The sequence below is a fragment of the Halomonas sp. BM-2019 genome (assembly GCF_017584085.1).
On sequence record NZ_CP071922.1, the window covers coordinates 3,238,899 to 3,241,518 of the forward strand.

The window sequence follows — 2,620 nt, forward strand, 5'->3', positions numbered from 1 at the left end:
TGGTTATCACGGCTGAAACGGATTTGGCCAATCCGCACGTCGCCGGTAATGAACGGCACAACTTGGCCAGCGGCGTTATGAACAAATAGTTCCGTATAAGCGCCACCGTCATCTTCTTTATACGGTGTCCGCGGACGTACTTTGGTAAATGCAGTAACCGACCCGTCGGTTGTTGTTATTGCTTGCGCGACGCGTTGGGTCGTAATGACTTCCTCAAGCGTAATATCTCGTTGTTCGGCCTGACTGACAGGAACCGTGACGAAAAATAATACGCTGAGCCAACTCAGTAATCGACTCATGGCATACTCCTTGTTGTTTGTTAGTGAATAAATCGCAATCAGTGTATCAGCTTGACGCTGGGGTCGCATCCGTACTTGCGGCTTGCTGCATGCTCGTTGCGCCCTGCGCAATCATACGCAGTTGTTGAATGGTTTGTTCTGCAAGTAACTGGCGTTCTGAGGGAGGGAGATCGAGCGCGTCCGCCCCGGCGCTAAACACCACGCGCACCATAGCATCGGCTTGAATTTCAGCAAGGTCTGGTGGTAATTGGCGTTCGGTGTGTAAATAGTCCGCGAGTTCAGACTTAAAGTGTTCTATTTCGCGGGCAATGGCTAAGCGAAACTCCTTTGAAGTACCGCTGCGCTCTTGCAATAAAAGCCGGAATACACTGCTGTTATGGCTGATAAAATCCATAAAAATTTCGATCGAAATACGAATGACCGAGCCGCCTTTGGCAAGACGTTGACGACTTTGCCGTAATAATTGCCGCAATGTTAATCCGCCTTCGTCAACGAGGGTTAAACCGAGTTCGTCCATATTCTGAAAATGGCGGTAAAAGGAGGTTGGTGCTATCCCAGCTTCGCGGGCAACTTCACGCAGGCTTAGGCTCGAAAAAGTGGTTTGCGGGCTCAATTGATTGAGTGCCGCATCGATCAGTGCTCGCCGTGTTTTTTCTTTCTGTTTGGCGCGAATTCCTACCATGACCAAGGATCCTAAACCGAATGGGTAACTCGGGAATGTATCAGTGACGGTCACTAAATTCAATTTGTAGACTTGTTTTCTGCTTCGAGAAAGGGTAGATTCAGCGTACACGTGTTAGCCTAAATTCACTTCACGTGTCGATTCAATTGTTGAGAGATGTACATGAAAGAAAAACCTCCAATTTTGTGGCTCAATACCACACTATTCGCTTCAACCCTCCTTGTTAGTCTCATCGGTGTACCGTGGTATCTTTGGTCACAAGGTTTTACTTGGCCACTATGGCTCGCTTTTATCGGCTTGTTCGTCTTTGCGGGCATTTCAATTACGGCAGGTTACCACCGTTTGTGGTCACATAAAGCTTGGGATGCGCATTGGTCGGTCCGGATTCTGTTCGCGCTAGGTGGCGCATTAGCACTGCAAAACAGTGTTTTGCATTGGGCGTCTGATCACCGCGAGCATCACAAACATGTTGATCATGAAGACAAAGATCCCTATTCGATTACTCGTGGCTTCTGGTTTGCCCATATTGGTTGGATGTTACGCGAGTATCAGGAAGATCGTTATAACGACTATCGCAATGTAAAAGACTTACAACGTGATCCTATCGTTCGCTGGCAGCACAAACATTACTTAGCGCTGGTCTTCATCATGAACATTGGTCTACCGTTGGCGATTGGCTTGGCGCTTGGTCAAGTGGGCGGTGAAGGCTATCACAACTTCCACCATATTTTTTCTGGTGATTATCGGAACGGTGTCCGTTGGTATCACTTTGATCCAACGAAGTGGTTGATTCTGACATTGCGGAGTGTCGGGCTTGCGAAAAACCTCCGCCGTACTCGTGCCAGTGAAATTACTAAGGCACGCGATGCAATGCGAGCGAAACGAAAGTCGCTGCGTTCGCAAACCATGGTCGAGAAGTTTCAAGAGGAACTTTGCAATACCCAAGCCCAGATGGGCACGGTGAGTAATCCGAATAGAACGCCATAACCCACAAGAGATGCAACAAATCTCGGTTTTAAACCGGCGCTAATTGCAATAGCGCCGGCACTGATCATAAAGGGCATCGATGCTTCGAGCACGGTGACTTGCGCCGCTAGACTCTGCATATCGAACGTCCGAACCACGCCAAAAGCCACTAATGGCATGAGTAGCAACTTGATCACCATGGCAAAGGTAAAGGGCAACAAATCTTCACGTGGAATACGAAACTGTAACTGAAAACCGACTGCAATCATGACGACCGGCACTAACGTTGCCGCTAAATTGCTGATCAAGGGCTGAATCACTCGTGGGTATTCGGTTTGACCAAAGAGCAGGGCGATCACTAAGGCGACAACGGGTGGAAACGTCAGGAGTTTCTTCGCGATAGCGAAACCGCCGTTAGGTGTTTGCGAACCCTCGTTGAGATTGCCATAAACTGCGGCAAAGGTCGATGCAATGAACGCCAGCGCAATAAACGAGCCGACCTGATCATAAATCACCGCATAAGGTAAGCCTTCGCTGCCGAAAAAGGTTTCCACCATGGGAAAGCCAAGAAACGACGTATTGCCGAGAGGCACGACGATCAGTAAGGCGCCGGTCAGTTCACGCGACCACTTCATGATTCGTGCCGCGAGCAAAATTAAACCAATCGCTAATG

4 protein-coding genes are annotated in these 2,620 nt (G+C 48.9%); 1 reads left to right on the forward strand and 3 read right to left on the reverse strand.

The genetic code is table 11. From position 1 onward, the window contains the following. Both J5F18_RS16080 and fabR read right to left on the reverse strand, forming a co-directional pair. Window positions 1–299 (reverse strand): hypothetical protein (locus J5F18_RS16080; RefSeq protein WP_346299560.1); only part of this gene is annotated, 299 nt, incomplete at its 3' end. A 46-nt stretch (window positions 300–345) separates the two neighbouring features. Next, entirely contained in the window at window positions 346–981 is a 636-nt protein-coding gene (fabR, locus tag J5F18_RS16085; protein ID WP_346299561.1) for an HTH-type transcriptional repressor FabR, read from the reverse strand. A 162-nt stretch (window positions 982–1,143) separates the two neighbouring features. Here fabR and J5F18_RS16090 point away from each other — a divergent pair, with 162 nt between their 5' ends. Then, window positions 1,144–1,968, forward strand: coding sequence for a fatty acid desaturase (locus J5F18_RS16090; protein ID WP_346299562.1), 825 nt, complete (start codon window positions 1,144–1,146; stop codon window positions 1,966–1,968). Here the strand turns inward: J5F18_RS16090 and J5F18_RS16095 are convergent. After that, window positions 1,902–2,620, reverse strand: a 719-nt coding sequence (locus tag J5F18_RS16095; RefSeq protein WP_346299563.1) for an AEC family transporter, incomplete at its 5' end; no start/stop codon positions are given. The genes J5F18_RS16090 and J5F18_RS16095 overlap by 67 nt on opposite strands.

What these genes read in the sequence shown, in the direction of transcription:
- J5F18_RS16090 (WP_346299562.1), top strand. Translation starts at nt 1,144, where the DNA reads ATGAAAGAAAAACCTCCAATTTTGTGGCTCAATACCACACTATTCGCT.
- fabR (WP_346299561.1), bottom strand. Translation starts at nt 981, where the DNA reads ATGGTAGGAATTCGCGCCAAACAGAAAGAAAAAACACGGCGAGCACTG.